The sequence below is a fragment of the Paraclostridium tenue genome (assembly GCF_039521565.1).
Classification (GTDB): domain Bacteria; phylum Bacillota; class Clostridia; order Peptostreptococcales; family Peptostreptococcaceae; genus Paraclostridium; species Paraclostridium tenue.
Genome location: NZ_BAAACP010000011.1, coordinates 98,917 through 117,838 on the forward strand (window position 1 = coordinate 98,917; position 18,922 = coordinate 117,838).

The window sequence follows — 18,922 nt, forward strand, 5'->3', positions numbered from 1 at the left end:
CCTTTTACACAAAGAAGGTAGCATTTTTTTATGCCTTTAAGACAATTTTATACAAAAAATAGGGGGGAAATGATGAGAGTAAGTTTTAGATTAGCTATAGCATACTTAAAAAAACAAAAGGGAAGAACTTTATCATTAATAACTAGTATTACATTAGCTGTTATATTAGTATTTACACTTAATGTAGTGCCAGAGTCAAAGAGTAAACATGATATAAAAAAAGCTTATAAAAACTTTAGTAATTATCATGTAGAATACAGTGATCTTAACTTAGAAACTGTAGAACAATTAAAAAATGATAAAAGTATAAAAGTTATCAATGATGTTATAAACCTAGGTAATGCAGTAAGTGATAAAGGAGTATCTATAAGTTTAAACTCTTATAATAAAGGTTTTATAGATTCTTATGGTTATACCTTTATAAAAGGTAATGAACCTAAAAATGAAAATGAAATAGTAATAGAAGAAAAAGCTCTTAAAGAGATGGGATTAAGGGATAAGCTAGGCCAAAGTATTGATTTTGATATTATTAAAAAATATACGGATGAAAATAATCAAAATCAGATTTATAGCAAAGAGAAGGTATTTAAGTTAGTTGGAATAGTAAAAAAGCCAGATGGATTTTATGAGGAAAATTTATATTATAAAGTAAAAGCATTTACTAAATACACAGAAAATCAAAGTATCTTACCTAAAGAATTAGTAAATCATTCTGGTGTCCTTAATTTTACTACTAGCACACCTAATATAGCTATGGCAGATAAATTAATAACTAAATATAAATTAGATGATGAGAAATTTATGATAAACGTTCAACTAAATGAAGCTATACAAAATTATGAGATGTCTAAAGGTGCAAATATTAAGGTTAGTAATAAGTTAATGCCTATGGTTGCAGCTACACTAGTTATATATAACATATTTAATATTATATTAATAGATATGACAAAACAAATAGGAATGGTAAGAGCAATAGGTATGACTAAGAAAAATGTAAGGCACATGGTATGTATCCAAAGTTTTATAGTGTTACTTATTGGACTAGCATTAGGATTTTTACTGGGAACAATAGCATCATATATAGGTCTTAGAAGTATATACAATGAACATATAAGTGTTTATATAAGTAAAGAAAGTATAATAGAGCCTATAATTATGGCAGTAGTTTCAGTAGCTATAGCTAGTATTTTTACTATTTATAAGAGTGGAAAGATATCTCCAATAGAAGCTATTAGAAATACTAATAGTTCAAAGTCAATAAAAAAAGATAGATTTTATCACAAGTTAATAAAAAAAGTATTTGGGATTACAGGATATATGGCATACAAAAATATATGGAGATACAAAACAAGAACAATTTTATCAATACTTTCAATAAGTATGACAGGTTTTTTATTTATAACTAATATGGTTGCATTTAATCAATATGATAAGAACGTAGACATTCTTAGCCCAATTATTATGGAGATGGGAGAAAGTGATATAATACTTAGTCATAATTCTAATAACTCAAGTGAATATTTTAATGAATACACAGATGATGAAGTAAGTAAGATATCTAATATAGATGGGGTTATGGAATTAACTAAGAGTATGAATATTACAGGATACTTAAGCTCAAACAAAGAAAATATAAGCGACTATTATAAACAATATAATCCTCTAGATAACGATGAATCGAATTTAGAAATAGGAACAGCTATAAAAGGATATGATAAAAGTACTCTTAAAGAACTAGTAAAATATCTAGAAGATGGAACCATAGATAACCTAAAAGAAGAAGGGGATACAATAAGTGGAGTAGTATCTAACCATTTTTACTCAGGTTCGGAAGTATCGAATGATTCAACTACATTAAAAGATTTAAAAGTAGGAGATATTATAGAAGTTAAGATTCCAGTAATTAATGGTAAAGAAGTAAAATATGTTAATAAAAAAATTAAAGTTGCAGGACTATTAAACCCTGATTATGTTTTAAATGCTGAAGGTGGAAAAGACTCACGTTTTCAAGTGATATTAGATGAAAATAGCTTTAAAAATTTAACAGGAAAAAAAGGCTTTAATAATATATTTATAAAATTAGAAAAGGATAAAGAAAAAGAAGTCGTTTCAAAGGTAAAAGAAATAATAAATGAAGATGACTTTAAGGAAATGGAAAGTAAATATGAAAATAGAAAGCTTTCTACTGAAGGAAATGAAAAACTTAAAAAAGAGGTATTAGTGAGTGTAGTACTTACAATGGTTATATCATCTATAAATATAGCTTGTATAGTTATAACAAATATAATGATTAGAGTTAAGGAAATTTCGACACTAAGAGCTATTGGAATGAGTATGAAAAATATTAAGAAAATGATAATAAAAGAAAGTATTATATATGGAGTTTTAAGTTCAATAATAGCTGGAGTATTTTCTAGCTATAACACTTATAAAAGTATGCAAAGAGCAAATGAAATCTTTTCAAAGGGAATGGGAATTAAACAAGCATATGAATTTAAAGTGCCCGTAGTAGAAATACTTCAGTTTGGGGTAGCTGCAATACTTATATGTGTAATTGCTGGATATTTAGCAAAAAACAGAGTTTCAAAACTAAGCATAGTAGAAGGTCTTAGAAATGAAGAGTAAAGGTGGGGTTGAGATGAACATATTAGATACAATAAATTTAAGTAAAACTTATGGAAAAGGAGAAAATAAAGTAGAAGCATTAAAAAATATTAACTTATCTATTGAAAAAGGGAAATTTACAGCAATAATAGGCCCTAGTGGTAGTGGTAAAAGTACTCTACTTCATTGTATAGCGGGTATTGATAGTATAACAAGTGGAAAAGTTATACTAGATGGAGATGATATATCTAGATTATCAGATGATAAATTATCAAAGCTTAGGAGTAGAAAATTTGGGTTTATATTTCAAAGTTTCAATTTAATACCAGTTATAAGTGTTTATGATAATATAGTTTTGCCTATTTCACTTAATGAAGGAAAATTAGGTAAAGATTATATAGATGAATTAATAGTTAAATTAGGAATAAAGTCTCAAATAAAAAAGTTTCCTAATGAGCTATCTGGAGGGCAACAACAAAGGGTTGCCATAGCTCGTGCACTTGCTAATAAACCTTCAATAATATTTGCAGATGAGCCTACTGGAAATTTAGACTCAAAGACTACAGATGAAGTAATGGATATTTTGAAAATGTGTGTTAAGGAGTTTAACCAAACTTTAGTTATGATAACTCATAATGATTATATAGCTAATATGGCAGATAGGGTTATAACTATTAAGGATGGTAAAGTTTTAAGTTAATAGAGTGGTTATTTTTAAGGTAAGTTTTTCGGTTAAGCTGATTTACTTACCTTTATTTGTGTGTCGAGTTTTATAAATTTTTAGAATAAGTGTAAAATTCTTTGAATGTATAGATATATGAATAATAAGAATAAAATTTCATAGATAGAAATCATATGTAAATATCGTATTCAAAAAATATATAAATAGTACATAGTTCGACATAAAATAAATGATAAATATTATATAATAAAGAAGAATACTAGTGAGAATAGTTATATAATAAAAATTAAATTTTAATTACAACTTAAGAGGGGAGAAAAGATGTATAAAAATATAAAATTTTTAAATTTAATTGAAGAAAGTTTTTTATTATTAAGGCAAACTACAAAAAAAATATGGATAATAGGTGTGATAATTTCTGTATTATCAGGATCACTTATCTTTAATGAAACAGGATATGATAATACAGTAATTTCTGAAGAAACTGTAACATTAGGAGAATTGGGTATTGTTGAATCTGTAATAATTTTATTGATTTTTTTAGGTATAGTTCTAATATTATTAATATCAATTAGTTCAGCAGTGTATTATTTATGTAAATCTATATATGAAATTTTATATGATAAAAAAATAGATAGAGCACCATTAGGATTAGTTGTTAAGTTAAATAGTATCGTATCATTGAAAATGATGGTAGGATTCATGTTATTTGTAATTCCTGGAATTATAATAAGCTTAAAGTATGCACCACTAAATTATATTTTATGTAAGTACCCAGAGCTTTCATCTAAAGAAATATTAAATAAAACAAAAGAAATGAGCAAAGGAATTAAATGGAAAATATTTGTGTTTAATATACTACTAATATTTATAGAAGTAGTAATGATATTAGTAACATCACCAAATATGTATGTTGAGGGTTATATTTGGTTAGATATATTTACAAGTATTTTAAACTTTATTGTATCAACAATTATGGTAGTTTTTACTTGGATATTTAGTATGAAGCTATTTATTTCTGTAGACAATATTAAATATTCAAATACTAAATATAATTAAAAAAATAAATAATAAATATAATCAAAAATAAAGATAAAATCATGAAATATTTAATAAATTAAATAATGACTTTAATTAAATAATTAAATTTTCGGGAGAAAATAAAAAATCTCAAAAGAGTGAATATGTTGGATGTAAGTAATGTCAATATGTTTACTCTTTTTAAATATAAACTATTTACTAAATCTAAATTTAGGAAATGGTCATATGTAACTAAATTTTAATATTTATTTTATAATTAGAGTGCACTAAGATTAAATTAAGAGAGGTGGGAACAATTAATTCAGTAAAAGGATCTATATTAATATTATTACATTTCATGGCATTTGTTTTTTTAATACACTTTGTGTCTGGAGAGTACGCAATTTCTGGAATGATTTTGGTTTTAAGCCTAATAGGGTTAAATACAGCTTTGCGTAATGAAAATAAATTAGATAAATTTAAATATTATAAGATAGTCATTATATTTTTAATAGTTTGTATTATATTTAGGTATATAGTAATTAATCTTTAAAAACACATTTAAAGAGATATATAAGGACAAACACTTTAAGGCAATTAAACACTTAAAATTATGTCAAGTGTGTTCATCAAATGCACAGAAAGTTTATAGCTTGCCAGTTCTTTTTATGTTATTCTAAAACATAGATATAATTGTAAAAATTTTACATAAATCGATTATCTAATATATTTAAACTAGGAGCAGACAAATCATGAAGCTAAAATCATTTATAGAAATTTCAACTTATGGGTTAAAACCAATATTCCTAAAAAATACTAATCCAATACTAGCTACTATAATACTTACAGATTATTGTAACCTTACTTGTAAGCATTGTGCAGTCAACAATATAAATAAAATAATTCATCCTTATGAAGATATAAAAGAGGAAATGTTAAAGCTTTATGATGAAGGCGTTAGAATTTTATTTTTTTGTGGTGGAGAAACTCTTCTTTGGAAGGATAAGGGGAAAAGTGCTAAAGACTTAATTAGAGAAGCTAAAGAAATAGGTTTTGAATTAGTCAATATAGTTACAAATGAAACTATAGATTTAGATATTAAAGAAGCAGATATTATCCATGCAGTAGAGCAAATTTATACTTTTCAATATATTGATAAGACATGGAGTATTGCACAAAATAATCCATGGCCTGACAAGATAAAATTGTATTAAATAGTGGGTATTATTGTTGTGAATCATATCCACCATTAAAATTCACGTAAACCATATTGATAAAAGAATCAATATGGTTTTTATTTTTAGAAATAATAATTTAATTATAAACAAGTTTACTAGACGATGTATTACTTTATTAAATACAATAAAAAATTTAAATAGTATTTGCAACAATATATATATTTAAATTGTATTTATATATGAAAGGAAGAAAACATAAATATTTATTGGAGGTAAAATTATGAAAAATAAAATAAGTATACTAGTAGCAGCATTATTAGTTTCAATAAGTGGCATCTTAGTATTTGCAGACAATAACTCATCAAATAATAAACAAGATTCAACTTTAGTACAAATAACACCAGAACAACTAGACGTTATGGGGACGATAACAAATATAAAACATGAAGGAGATAACATAATAATAAGAGTAGAAGCTGTTAAAGATGAGAACATTAAACATGGAATTGCTACACTAGACTTAAAACCAGAAGCTAGATACGACATAGCAGACGTTATAATAAATAAAAATACAATAATCAAAAAATCAGACTCAGACAAATCACTTAAACCATCAGATATAAAACAAAATCAGAGAGTAGAAGTTAAATTTGAAAAAATAGAAGGTAGATCTTATCCAGTATATGCCAATGCATATAGTGTTATGATTACTGATATAAATAATTATTAAAAATATAAAAAAATTCTAAATATTTACAATACTATGAAATTGTGTTATAATATTTATAATAAATAAAACTTAATATAAATTACCTCATCTAAAAAAAGATTGAGGTAGAGGTCGCATTTACTAAGAGTAATATTGAAGAGGTCGGAATCCAATGACTCAATATAAAAGGAGTAAGTGCCGAAGTGCTAGTGTCCAAAGCTAGTGCTGGGACTGTATTTAATAAGTACAGTACTGTCATCAAAATTATCCCGAGTTTTGATGGAGAGCTATCTTAAGTAAGATATAGGGAAGATGTAGGTATGTTGTATTTGGCATATTCAGCTCAACATGTACTCATGTTGAGCTTTTTTAATATATGCGAGAAGCAAACTTTTACATCTATACAAACTAAGATAGAAAAAGGGAAAAATACAATTAATTGTCTTACTTTAAAAAAATGGGGGGAGATTAAAAATGAACACTTTAAGAAAAAGAAAGTTTACTATGCCAAGTACACTTACTATAATATTTTTACTAATAGTAGTAATGGCACTTCTTACTTGGATAGTACCAAGTGGAAGTTTTGAAAGAGAAGACATAGAAGGAAGGATGGTTGTTGTAGCTGGAACTTATGAAAAAATAAAATCAAATCCACAAGGAATAGCTGATGTATTTACAGCACCTATAAATGGATTTATAGATGCAGCAGAAGTAGTTGGATTTGTTTTAATAGTAGGAGGAGCTTTTGGAATAGTTAACAAAACAGGAGCTATAGAAGCAATTATAGCTTATACTGTAAACAAAATGAAAAAATTCCAATTCCTAATAATACCTATATCAATGATACTCTTTGGATTAGGCGGGACAACGTTTGGAATGAGTGAAGAAACACTGCCTTTTTATATGATATTTATTCCACTTATGACTAGCATGGGATATGATTCACTAACAGCAGTGGCAACAGTTTTTATAGGAGCAACAGCTGGATTTGGAGCAGCTACTACTAATCCTTTCTCTGTAGGAATAGCACAAGCACTTTCAAATATAGCACCAGGTTCTGGAATAGAGTATAGAGTTATTATGTTTGTAATATTCATGGCTATAAGTATAGCATTTGTTATGATGTATGCTAATAAAGTTAAAAAGGATCCGACAAAGTCTTTAGTTCAGAATATATCATTAAATCAAGAAGCAATAGATAGTAGTGATATAAATATAAAAGAGTTTACAAAAAGAGAAGCTATGGTAATAGCAATTTTTACAATAGGTATGGGAATTATGGTGTATGGAGTTTTAAAACTAGGTTGGTACATCACTGAGATTGCAATGGTATTTACAGCTATAGGTGTAATATCAGGATTAGCAGCAGGACTTAAACAAGATGAAATAGTTAGTTCGTTTACAAGTGGAGCAAAAGATTTAATGTCAGCAGGATTATGTATAGCATTTGCACGTGGAATAGTTATAATTGCAGAAAATGGATATATAATAGATACAATCTTAAATTCTGCAGCAAATGTATTAAATGGATTACCAAAAGCTATATTTATAAATTTAACTTTTTTAATAGAAGGTTTAATAGCATTTTTAATACCATCAGCATCAGGTCTTGCATCACTTACAATACCTGTTCTTGCACCACTTGGAGATTTAGTAGATGTATCTAGACAAATGATAGTTACAGCTTATCAATTTGGTATAGGTATAACTAACTTAATAACACCAACATCTGGAGTTTTAATGGGAGCACTAGCACTAGCTAATATTCCTTGGTCAAAGTGGGTTAGATTTATAATGCCTTTAATTGTAGTATTAGTAATTACTACAATGATATTTTTAACAACAGGATTATATATAGGGTTTTAATATAGGGGGTAAGTTATGATAACTCATAATGATTATATAGATAATATGTCAGATAGGGTTATAACTATTAAGTATGGTAAGGTTTTAAGTTAACCTTAAAGTACAGAATTTAATATTTAGTTAAATTGCTATAAACATAAAATAAATAATATGTAGTAAATATGGGTTCAGTGAGATTCATTTCCACCATTTAAAACCATGAAAATAGTATTGGCTGTATAGTCAATACTATTTTTGATTTAATATATCTTAATTATGGAAAAAATATGCCAAAATTCATAATTAATTATAAAACTAAAATTTTCGGAATACACTGCAAATTTTTACAATATACGACAATAACTATTGGTATAATATCTGAGGGAAAGGGGGTGGTAAAATGATAGATCAAAATGTTGTAACTCGGGTAGAAAAGAAATATGAAATAAATGCATTTACTGCAATGAACTTAAAAAGCATTTTATGTAAAACATTAATTCAAGATTCGCATAATACCAATGATGGGTATATGGTTAGATCGTTATATTTTGATACATTTTACAATAATGACTATTTTGACAAAGAAAATGGATTAGAATATAGAAGAAAAATAAGACTTAGGACATATGATCCAAGGTCGCAATTTCTAAAATTAGAACTTAAACAAAAAGAAGGTGACTATCAGCATAAATATTCATTAACTATACCAAAAAACATGGCTCAAAGACTTTTAGATGGACACTATGAAGTATTAAAAGAACTAAACAATGATTTTGCAGATAAATTGTATACTATAATGCAGACTAATTTATATAGACCAAAATGTATAGTAGAGTATAAAAGATTAGCTTATATAGTTAAAGAAAATAATACAAGGATAACTATAGATAGTGATTTGAAATCTAGTGAGTCAAATATGGATATATTTAATCCTTCACTCTCTCTAAATACGGTAACTAGTAAAACAATACTAGAAGTAAAATACAACAATTTTTTATTAAGTTATGTAAAAGATATAATAGATAATACTAATAAATCTCAAACATCAGCTAGTAAATATTGTATGTCGAGATATATTAGCTACTTATAAGGGGGAAAAAACTAGAAATGAAAGAAATGATTTTAAAATACTTTCAAGAAAGTAATTCATCAATGAGTATTGAACAGGTATTACTTAATTTTTTAGTATCAATAATATTGTCTATAGTAATATATTTGGCATATAGATATTCTCATTCAAAGGCAGTATATAGTCAAAGATTTAATGTATCGCTTTCCATGTTAACTATAGTAACTACTATGGTTATGAATGTAATTGGAAATAATATAGCTCTATCTCTAGGTATGGTGGGGGCACTGTCTATAGTTCGTTTTAGAACAGCTATAAAAGACCCAAGAGATTCAGTTTATATCTTTTGGTGTATAGTAGTAGGTATTTGTTGTGGAGTATCTGAATATACAATAGCAGGTATAGGAAGTGCAATATTATTTATATTCTTACTTATATTTGGGCATATAAAGTCAAATGATAGGTATTTACTTGTAATACATGCAAAGGCAAAAGTTGAAGAAGAAATAGAAAAAGCTATCTTAGTATTTTATAATGGTGAAGCTAATATGCGTGTAAAAAATACTACAAGTGAAAGAGTTGAATATATATATGAACTTTCACAACGTATAATAAATTCTTCTAAAGACAAAGGACATATCAATAAAAAACTATATGAACTAGATGGAGTAGAAAGCGTTAACTTAGTTTGCCAAAATGAGGATATAAATAGATGATGAAAAAAATATTAGCTAGTAAAAGAAATCTAAGTATATTGGTAGCAATAGGATTACTAGTATCAAGTATTTCACTATCTATATTTATAGAAAAAAATTCTCAAAAAAGAGTACATAATCATAGACAAAAAGATATAAAAAATCAGCCAAGAGAATTTGATATGAAAGAGGATTATACTATAAGTGATTCTTTTAGTACTCATTTGCCATTAGTAGTTATAGATACTAATGGTGAAAGCCCAAAGTCTGGTGTTACTTGGGATCCAGAAAAAAGGTACTTTACATCGGTAGATATAGATCCATACGTTGATGGAAGTATAAGTATTATTGATAATGAGGGAAGCATAAATAATATTAAAGATAAGCCTACTAATAAATCAGATATATTAATCAAGCAAAGAGGTAACACCTCAACTAGATTTCCTAAAAAACAATATTTAATAAAAACAATAAATAAAGATGGAAGCAAAAATAAGCAAGATATATTAGGCATGGGAGAAGAATGGGAATGGGTACTGAATATATCTTATATAGATAAAACTCTACTTAGAAATTATATGGCTTTAAATATTGCAGGAGAAATAATGCCATATACTCCAGATGTAAGGTACTGTGAAGTGGTAATGAAGGATGATGATAAGTATACTTATGAAGGTGTATACCTTATGATGGAAAATGTAAAACAAGGAGAAGGTAGAGTTAATATTTCTAAGTATGATAATAAATTTACAAAATCATCATATTTACTAAGAAGAGATAGATTTGAAGAAGATGCTATATTTTTAGATAATTATTCAACTAAAAATGAGCTTCCCGTAGGATATTTAGAGGTTAAATATCCACAAAAGGATGAAATAACAGAAAAAACTATAGAATATATAACTAACGATATAAATAAGTTTGAAGAATGTATTTATTCTAATGACATTGATAAGTTTTACAAGTATAGAGATTATATAGATGTGGAATCATTTATAGATTATTTTATAATAAATGAATTTTTTGCTAATTATGACTCTGGATATCATTCAACTTATATATATAAAGAAAATGGTTCTAAAATTAGCATGGGTCCAGTTTGGGATTTTGATATGTGTTTAGATAATGATATAAAGTTAGAAAATGCATTAAAAGTTGATTCTACAGCTATGCATGATGCACCTTGGTTTAGGCAACTATTAAAGGATGCTAATTTCACTAAAAAAGTTATAGATAGATATAAATATTTAAGAAAAGACATATTAAGTGAGACGAATTTAATAAAATATATAGATGATACTGTGAACTTTTTAGGGCCTAGTATCGAAAGAGATAAACGTAGATGGAAATATGAGGGCGAATATAATACTGAAATTGAAAAAATTAAATTAGTTATAAAGGAACATGGAAAATGGTTAGATGAAAATATAGATTCATTATACCAATTTAGTGAATTTAGTGAAAAAGGGATAAATAAAAGTGAATTAGAAAAAGCAAAAGATTTCATATTAGGTAATGATAAAAAAACAATAGCTATTAGTATACTATCAGTAATATTCATAAGTATATTTATATTATCTATAATCCTTGTACAAAGAGATTAAAAAATAAGGAGGATTGCTGTGAAAAAGAGTACTAGTATAAAGAGGAAAATTTTATTAGTAGCATCTAGTATAACTGCATTTATATACATATTCTGGAGATTGTTTTTTACCATTCCAACACAGCACGGAATGATATCCTTAATAGCAGGATTATCACTTGCAATAGCAGAAACTGTAGGGGTAATAGAAGCTTTTTCACATTATAAAAATTTAAGCTCAAATAAAGAACCAGAAATGCCAGAAATACCGATAGAACTTTACCCAGATGTTGACGTATTAATAGCAACTCATTCAGAGTCAACAGATATATTATATAAAACAGTTAATGGTTGTACACATATGAAATATCCAGATAAAAGTAAAGTTCATATTTATATATGTGATGATACAAATAGAATAGAAATGAAAAAACTTGCAGATAAAATGGGGATAGGATATATAGGGTTGGCTGAAAATAAGCATGCAAAAGCAGGAAATCTAAACAACGCATTAAGTAAAACTACATCGCCTCTTATAGCTACCTTTGATGCAGATATGATACCACGAAGTGATTTTTTAATGAAGACTGTTCCCTATTTTAGTTTACCACTTATGAAAAAGGATAAAGATAATAGATGGATAAGAAGGGAAAAAATAGATGAAAATTATAAAATCGGGTTTATACAAACACCTCAAAGTTTTTATAATCCAGATTTATTCCAATATAATTTATATTCAGAACAGAACATTCCTAATGAACAGGATTACTTCTTTAAGGAAGTTAATGTAGGTAGAAATCGTACGAATTCACCTATATATGCAGGTTCGAATACTTTAATATCTAGAGAAGCTTTAGAAGAAGTTGGTGGGATAGCAATAAAAAATATAACAGAAGATTTTGCAACAGGTATAAAAATACAAAGTAAAGGATATAAATGTTTTGCAATATCAGAAGTATTAGCACATGGATTATCACCAACTGATTTTAAGAGTTTGATAAAACAGCGTCAAAGATGGGGAAGAGGATGTGTTCAAACCATAAGAAGTTTTAAATTTTTGTTTTCAAGTTTAGGTATTAGAGCTAAGTTAAGTTATATCACATGTTTTTTATATTGGACTACATTTTTTAGGAGATTTATATATATAATATCTCCAATATTATATTCTTTATTCGGATTACTTATAGTAGAGTGTAGTGTAAAAGAGCTAATGTTTATTTGGCTACCATCATATTTACTATACAATATGTCTTTAAAATATTTATCTAGTAATTTAAGAAATCAAAAGTGGAGTAATATAGTTGATACTATAGTTTTTCCATACTTAGTAATACCAATACTACTTGAAACTATAGGTATTACCCTTAGAAAATTCAATGTAACATCAAAAGAAAGAATATCATCAAAAAATGTAGCTTTTAAATATTCAATACCTCATATTATTTTAATATTTGCATCAGTATTTGGTTTAGTATTCTCAGTAGAAGATTTTATTAAATACAAACATTTAGGTAGTCTAGTAATTGTATTTTGGTTAGTTATGAATATGTATTTTCTAATTATGGCTGTATTTTTCATGCTCAGTCGTATAAATTACAGAAGTGAGGAAAGATACTATACCAATCTAGATGTAAATATAAGTTTTAATGAAAGATTATTAAAAGCTAATACATCCGATATTTCAGAATATGGAATGAGCTTTATAATAGATAATCCAGAGTATATACCATATGACGAGGATATAGATATAAATATTAAATATTTACATTACAAAGCGAATTTAAAAGGTAGAGTAGTTCATGTGGGTAAATTTATGGATAAATGGAAATATAGCATCAAATTAAAACATATATCACAAAAAGATAAAAATGAGTATTACCAGATAGTATATGATAGAGGGCATACTTTGGCGAATAAGATGAAATCAAATACCATTAAGGAAATTAAATTAAATACGATTAATAGAAGTAAAAAACATAGGGCTTCTAATAGAAAGTTGCCAAGGATACCATTAAAAGTAAATGTTAGCACAACAATTGGAAATATAGTTGAAGTAGTTAACTTTAACTACGAGTATATACTATTTAAAGGAAAGTTAGATGATAAAAATATTAATATAGAATTGAGAGATGATTTAGTTTTAAAGTGTTTAAAATGTGATAAATATGCAGTAGAAGACAATACTTTATACAAAATAGACGACTGGAAAAATATTTCAAGTGATGAAAGATTTAGAGAGATGATACTAAGTTGGGCTAGCGCTATAGAAAATAAAGAGGAACTTGCTAATGTTTGATAAAAAAATAAGAAAATCTAGATTTAATGTAATTATATTTATTACATTATTAATAAGTATATTCTTAAATATGTTTTTATTACAAAAGCCAAATTATAGTGAATTAGATGTAAATAAAAACAACTCAGATAAAAACGGACAATTATCAGTAAAGGGAACAAATCTTGTAAATGAGAAAGGCGATATAGTAAGATTAAAGGGAATGAGTAGCCATGGTCTTATGTGGTATCCAGAATATATAAATACAAGAAGTCTAAATACATTATCTGAATATGGAGCTAATACCATTAGATTGGCGATGTACACAGATCAAAATAAAGGATATGTTTATAATAAAAAAGAAGCAATGAAAAATTTACTTCAAGGAATAGAAAATGTTTTAGGTGCAGATATGTATGCCATAGTAGATTGGCATACACTAAAAGATAATGATCCTAACATACATATAGAGGAAGCTAAAAAGTTCTTTGATGAAATATCAACTAGATATAAAGATGAACCAAGGGTAATATATGAAATATTTAATGAACCAAATGGTAAAACTTCATGGAAGGATATAAAAAAATATGCAAATACTATAATACCTATAATAAGAAAAAATTCACCAAATGCTATAATCCTTGTAGGAACTCCTAATTATTGTGTAGATATAAAGAGTGCTATAAATGATCCTTTAGACTATAAAAATATAATGTATACTTATCATTTATACACGGGAACAAGTGATGGAGGTTATAAATATTTATTAAGTGATGCATTAAAAAACAATATACCAGTATTTATTTCTGAATGGGGATTTAGTCCAGAAAAAAATAGTGGAGAAATAAATTTTAAAAAAGGAAGAGAATTTCTAGAATTTTTAAATCAGAATAATATTAGTTGGATTAATTGGTCTTTAAGTAACAAAGACGAACCACATTCATTTATTAGACACGATATTGATAAATTGAGCAATTGGAATGATGATGAATTAACATCTGTTGGAAAATTTGTTAAAGATGCATTTTCTAATTATTAAAATAAGTTTTTAAATAAGATAATAACTTCACGAAAAAGATATTGACTAAAAAGTCAATATCTTTTTTACTTTAGATCTTAGGATAAAATAATATTTTATGACAAGTAATTTTTATATTATATAGAAATAAAAGGGAATTGTGTATATGTCTAAAAAGTTTTAAAAAAAGTAAAATTTTTTATAACAGATTTGTAACTAAAAATCTGTTGAAAGTTTACTGGTGTATGTTTTATACTACAAAAGTCGACAAAATAAATTAATTTGAAATGAAATTTTACATCGGAGGATAAAACATATGATAAAACGCATAATTCCAGTAATGCTATCTGCAATATTACTTATGACAGGTTGTACAAAAACTAAATCAGAAACAAAGGATACTAAAGAATCAACGAAACTTACGTATTCTAATTTAATAGATGAAAAAACTCAAAATGAAATAAGAGACATATTAATAGAAAATAAAATAGATAAAAAAGAAGTAGATTATTTTATTAAACTTGTAAAAAATTATAATGGTAAATCAGATATAAATAAGTTAAAAACATCTAAGCAAGGTTTTACAAATATAAAAACTCAGCAAGTTCCATACGATGAAGTGTATTTAGATGAAAAATGGGACCCTAAGAAATTGAACTATATGGATTTTAACTGTAGATTAACTGCATTTTCAATATTTAAAAATTACATTAAATCAGAAAATAAATTTACAGGTGATTCAACTAGATTAGTATTTGATAAAGATGCAATAAATAATAATCCTATAAGTAAATTTAGCAAAGAAGATACAGATAAATTTATTAACTTATATTCAGCTGTAAAAGTGGAAAATACACAAGATGTAAATAAGCATGCACAAGCTATAAAAAAAGAATGGGAAAAAAGAAAAATATCACTTGTAGATAATAAAAATATATCAATGATAAATGTATTTTTACATGAACCAGAAGATAATGAAGTATTTGTAGGACATGCAGGTCTTTTATTACAAACAAAAGATGGATTATTATTTATTGAAAAATATGCATCAGCTTTACCATTCCAAGTTTCAAAATTTAAAAATAAATTAGAATTAAAAAAATATTTAATGGATAGATTGGATAATGATACATCTGGTAACGGTTCATCAAAACCAATAATAATGGAAAATAATGAGTTAATTAAATAGGATAAATAAAATTCCATGAAGCTAATCTAAATATAGCTTCATTTTAATTTGGAATGAAATTGAGTTTTTACAAGAATATATAGATAAAATACTAAAATATTTAGGGGGAACAGGGTATTATTCACTAAGATTAAAATTTAACTAATAATGTTAGATGAATTATTATAAATACATTATTAATTAACTAATAATACGAATAGTATATTAATTTCGTAGGTACTATTCCTGTGATTCGTCTCTAACATTAAAATCCACTAAACCATATTGATGTAAAGTCAATATGGTTTTTTATATTGAAATTCATTGTAAGGGATTAATATAAAGCAAATTTTTTATTAATAACTCTATATAAAAATATTCGAAAAAATAAAAAGTTATTGCTATGAAATAATTAAATAAATATAAAATAAAGAAGTATATACCATATAAAATTAATAGATGGTGTAATATAAGTGGGGATAAGGTGAAATTAAGTGGTAAAAATAGCAATATGTGAAGATGCAAAAGAACAACAAGAGTTGTTAAAAACATATATAAATCAAATAGTTGAGGAATTATCTATTAAATATAAATTGGGAATATTTAATTCAGGGGAAGAATTACTTGAAAACTATTCAAAAGATACAGATATACTTTTGTTAGATATAAAAATGGGGCAAATCAATGGAATGGATACTACCTAAAAAATTAGGTCGATAGACGATAAAGTAGAAATTATATTCAGTACATCATTAATAGAATACGCACTAGAAGGTTATGAGGTAAGGGCTTATAGATATTTAATAAAACCAGTAAAATATGAGAATTTAAAAGAAAATATAATAAACTGCATAAAAGAAATAGATATAAAAAATAAACATATTATCATAAAAGAACAAGGAAACAGAATAAAGCTAGATATAAGTGAAACAACCTACATAGAAGTACAAAAAGAAAATATAACTATCCATACATTAAATCAAACATACGGAACTAAAGGCACTATGAACAATCTTGAAAAAGAAATAAACTGCAGTAGATTTTATAGATGCCATAAAAGCTTTTTAATAAACCTAGAACACATAAAAAGTATAAAACAATACACAGCAATACTTGAAAACAAAGAAGAAGTACCTATAAGTAGATACAGATTTAAAGATACAAAAGATAGATTTTTCAATTTAATAGAGGACAAATTATGTTAGATTATTTTTGCGCTTTAGGCATGATAAATATGGCTATATTTATAATTTGCTTTTTCACTTTAATGAACAAAATAGGCTATACTTGCAAATGTAAATCAAAAACTAAACTTATATTAATCTCAATACTAATTATAGCGCAAATTATAGGAAGAATGCCATTTGGAACTGTAGCACTATTCATTTTAATAATAATAATTTTATCACTATTTTTAATCTGTAAAACAATTTATCAAATGGATATAAAAAAATCTATTACAAACTCTGTAATATATACCTTAGTATACCTTTTGATAGAGTGTAGTATCTATTGTTTTTTAAATCTTTCATCTAATCATAAAGGTTTGTACATATTTAAATTAAACATAATAACTTTTATTGTTATATTTACAGGTATTTATTTTTTTGATAAACTACAGAAATTTTACAATAACAAAAGATATTATATCTATATAATTTTAACAATAACAGTTAATATAGTCGTAATCTTATTTTTTAATATATTAGAAAAAAAGATAGGAGACTTATATTCAATACTAGTAAAAAACAATCTTGAATATATTAATCTCGTAGATACAATGATATTTTCAGTTTTTATGAAAAATACATTTCCATATATTTTATTTATTATAAATATAATATTAATATCTCTACTCATTAACTCTATAAAATCAGAAAAAGAAAAAGTTAAAACACAGTTTTTAAATGAAAAATTAGATATGCAATATAAATACTATTTAATAGCAAAAGAATCACAAGAAAAAATTAAAAAATATATCATGATATGAACAATCATATGGAAAATATAAAAAGACTTAAAGACAATAGTGAAGATATAAATAAGTATATTGATAATATAGGAGATGAAGTGAAAAACGTTAAAAATATCTACAATACAGGAAACTTATTACTAGACATAATACTATATGAAAAGAGTAAAATTTGCACAGAAAGAAATGTAGATTTTAAAGTAGGCATAGATTTTAGTAAATATGAGTTTTTAGATATGATAGATATAACAAGTATTTTTTCTAATTTAAAGATGTATGTTAAGGCGTTTAATCAAACTTTAGTTATGATAACCCATAATGATGATATAGCTAATATGGCAGATATGGTTGTAACTATTAAGGATGGTAAAGTTTTAAGTTAAGCTGATGTAGTTAAGTTTCCTCGTGGTGTGAGTTTTATGTTTATAGCATCTTTCTTCACTGAAAGCTTAAATTGCAGGCTTTAACGTATCGATAGATTTATATAAGTATAAAACTCATTTCTATTCTAAAGATCTCTTATGGTTATGTATCTCATTATAATTATAGATATAAAAAGTAAAAACTTAATAATTGATTAATTTTTAAGATAAATAAATTGAGCATAGAAAATATTTCTTATAAATGAAAAATCGGAAAAATTTTAAAAAATAAATGAAATACTCAGAAGATTCGACTAAATATTACATGCAAGTATGTTATTATAATGCTGATATTAAAATTATGGGGGATTAAAATGAAAAGATTTAAAAAACCAACAAGTGCAATGTTAATAGCAGTAATGTTGTTAGCTAACTCACAAAGTTTAGTAGCATATGCAAATGAAAAAGTAAATGAAAGTAACTTAGAAATCCAAGAGGAAAATACACAGGTTGATGAAGTTAAAAATTTAAATACTAATAAGTATGGTAAAATAGAAGAAAAACAAAATCATGGTACCAAGGAAGAAAATAAAGATAATAAATCTCAAAAAGTTGCAGATGTAACACCACCAGTGTTAGATGTGAATAGTTTAAAAATAGATAAGAAAGAAGTAAAGCCAGGAGATAGAGTAAATGTAAGTTTTAAAGCAACAGATGATATGTCAGATATAATATATGTATCT

The 18,922-nt window shown here is 25.7% G+C and carries 17 protein-coding genes and 1 riboswitch; all 17 genes read left to right on the forward strand.

What is annotated here, in order from left to right:
- Nucleotides 1-72: 72 nt before the first annotated feature.
- On the forward strand, nt 73-2,625 hold the full coding sequence (locus ABFX13_RS09955) for an ABC transporter permease (protein WP_346045518.1): 2,553 nt from the start codon (nt 73-75) through the stop codon (nt 2,623-2,625).
- A 13-nt stretch (nt 2,626-2,638) separates the two neighbouring features.
- A complete protein-coding gene (locus ABFX13_RS09960) occupies nt 2,639-3,304 on the forward strand; it encodes an ABC transporter ATP-binding protein (protein ID WP_346045520.1) in 666 nt (221 codons plus the stop codon).
- A 303-nt stretch (nt 3,305-3,607) separates the two neighbouring features.
- A complete protein-coding gene (locus ABFX13_RS09965) occupies nt 3,608-4,345 on the forward strand; it encodes a DUF975 family protein (RefSeq protein ID WP_346045522.1) in 738 nt (245 codons plus the stop codon).
- Nucleotides 4,346-5,058: 713 nt separating this feature from the next.
- Entirely contained in the window at nt 5,059-5,520 is a 462-nt protein-coding gene (locus ABFX13_RS09970) for a radical SAM protein (protein WP_346045524.1), read from the forward strand.
- A 244-nt stretch (nt 5,521-5,764) separates the two neighbouring features.
- The gene (locus tag ABFX13_RS09975) at nt 5,765-6,214 is read left to right on the forward strand and encodes a hypothetical protein (protein ID WP_346045526.1); all 450 of its coding nucleotides are present in this window, start codon (nt 5,765-5,767) and stop codon (nt 6,212-6,214) included.
- A 97-nt stretch (nt 6,215-6,311) separates the two neighbouring features.
- A riboswitch (Lysine riboswitch) is annotated at nt 6,312-6,491 on the forward strand.
- 176 nt (nt 6,492-6,667) lie between these two features.
- Nucleotides 6,668-8,059, forward strand: a complete 1,392-nt coding sequence (locus ABFX13_RS09980; RefSeq protein ID WP_346045528.1) for a YfcC family protein — start codon at nt 6,668-6,670, stop codon at nt 8,057-8,059.
- Nucleotides 8,060-8,438: 379 nt separating this feature from the next.
- Nucleotides 8,439-9,128 (forward strand): polyphosphate polymerase domain-containing protein, encoded by a 690-nt coding sequence (locus ABFX13_RS09985; protein ID WP_346045530.1) that lies wholly within the window; start codon nt 8,439-8,441, stop codon nt 9,126-9,128.
- A 17-nt stretch (nt 9,129-9,145) separates the two neighbouring features.
- A complete protein-coding gene (locus tag ABFX13_RS09990; RefSeq protein ID WP_187005343.1) occupies nt 9,146-9,823 on the forward strand; it encodes a DUF4956 domain-containing protein in 678 nt (225 codons plus the stop codon).
- On the forward strand, nt 9,820-11,406 hold the full coding sequence (locus tag ABFX13_RS09995) for a CotH kinase family protein (protein WP_346045533.1): 1,587 nt from the start codon (nt 9,820-9,822) through the stop codon (nt 11,404-11,406). The genes ABFX13_RS09990 and ABFX13_RS09995 overlap by 4 nt, the downstream gene beginning before the upstream one ends.
- 18 nt (nt 11,407-11,424) lie before the next feature.
- A complete protein-coding gene (locus tag ABFX13_RS10000) occupies nt 11,425-13,680 on the forward strand; it encodes a glycosyltransferase family 2 protein (protein ID WP_346045534.1) in 2,256 nt (751 codons plus the stop codon).
- Nucleotides 13,673-14,698 carry a glycoside hydrolase family 5 protein gene (locus ABFX13_RS10005; RefSeq protein WP_346045536.1) on the forward strand — a complete coding sequence of 342 codons (1,026 nt, stop codon included), beginning with the start codon at nt 13,673-13,675 and terminating at the stop codon, nt 14,696-14,698. The genes ABFX13_RS10000 and ABFX13_RS10005 overlap by 8 nt, the downstream gene beginning before the upstream one ends.
- A gap of 295 nt (nt 14,699-14,993) precedes the next feature.
- A complete protein-coding gene (locus ABFX13_RS10010) occupies nt 14,994-15,866 on the forward strand; it encodes a DUF4300 family protein (RefSeq protein WP_346045538.1) in 873 nt (290 codons plus the stop codon).
- Nucleotides 15,867-16,339: 473 nt separating this feature from the next.
- Nucleotides 16,340-16,549 carry a hypothetical protein gene (locus ABFX13_RS10015; protein WP_346045540.1) on the forward strand — a complete coding sequence of 70 codons (210 nt, stop codon included), beginning with the start codon at nt 16,340-16,342 and terminating at the stop codon, nt 16,547-16,549.
- Between the two features lie 204 nt (nt 16,550-16,753).
- Nucleotides 16,754-17,050 carry a LytR/AlgR family response regulator transcription factor gene (locus tag ABFX13_RS10020; protein WP_428833875.1) on the forward strand — a complete coding sequence of 99 codons (297 nt, stop codon included), beginning with the start codon at nt 16,754-16,756 and terminating at the stop codon, nt 17,048-17,050.
- 575 nt (nt 17,051-17,625) lie between these two features.
- Entirely contained in the window at nt 17,626-17,835 is a 210-nt protein-coding gene (locus ABFX13_RS10025; RefSeq protein ID WP_346045542.1) for a hypothetical protein, read from the forward strand.
- A gap of 8 nt (nt 17,836-17,843) precedes the next feature.
- The gene (locus ABFX13_RS10030) at nt 17,844-18,200 is read left to right on the forward strand and encodes a hypothetical protein (RefSeq protein WP_346045543.1); all 357 of its coding nucleotides are present in this window, start codon (nt 17,844-17,846) and stop codon (nt 18,198-18,200) included.
- Between the two features lie 353 nt (nt 18,201-18,553).
- The coding region (locus ABFX13_RS10035) for a hypothetical protein (RefSeq protein WP_346045545.1) at nt 18,554-18,922 on the forward strand (369 nt) is incomplete at its 3' end.